Source organism: Bradyrhizobium sp. NBAIM08 (assembly GCF_020193935.1).
Lineage (GTDB): Bacteria > Pseudomonadota > Alphaproteobacteria > Rhizobiales > Xanthobacteraceae > Bradyrhizobium > Bradyrhizobium yuanmingense.
In genome coordinates, this window is the sequence record NZ_JADYVR010001065.1 from 1 (window position 1) to 397 (window position 397).

The 397-nt window shown below is 69.3% G+C and carries 1 pseudogene; it reads right to left on the minus strand.

Annotation, left to right across the window (positions count from 1 at the left end):
* Positions 1–324 (minus strand): annotated as a pseudogene (locus I6F37_RS43490) (hypothetical protein); the annotation flags it as partial.
* Positions 325–397: the final 73 nt, after the last annotated feature.

Genomic DNA, 397 nt, shown 5'->3' on the forward strand with positions numbered 1-397 from the left:
GTGTGCGGCTTCGAGCAGCAACGTGGTCGCGCCCTTGGCGTCCGAGCCGGACGGGCCCACCCACACGACCACGGGCACCTTCGACCGGCTGATCGACCTCACGATGCGCTGCACGCCCGCGTCGATGGCGCCGGACGAGTCGACCTGCAACACGATCATCGTGAATTGCCGCTCGTTCGCGTCGGCGATTGAGTCGCGCACGAGCTCCTCGTTGGGGGGATCGAAGTATCCCTCGACCTGCACGACCATGATCCCGCGACGCCCGACCGGAGGTTGCGCGGTGGGTTCGGCCGCGCTCGATGACGCGTCGAGCACGAGCGTCACCCCCGCGAGCGCGAGGGCGATGCAGGCGCCGATCCGTCGGAGACGGCGGCTTCGAAGGGCTCCCGTAGCATCC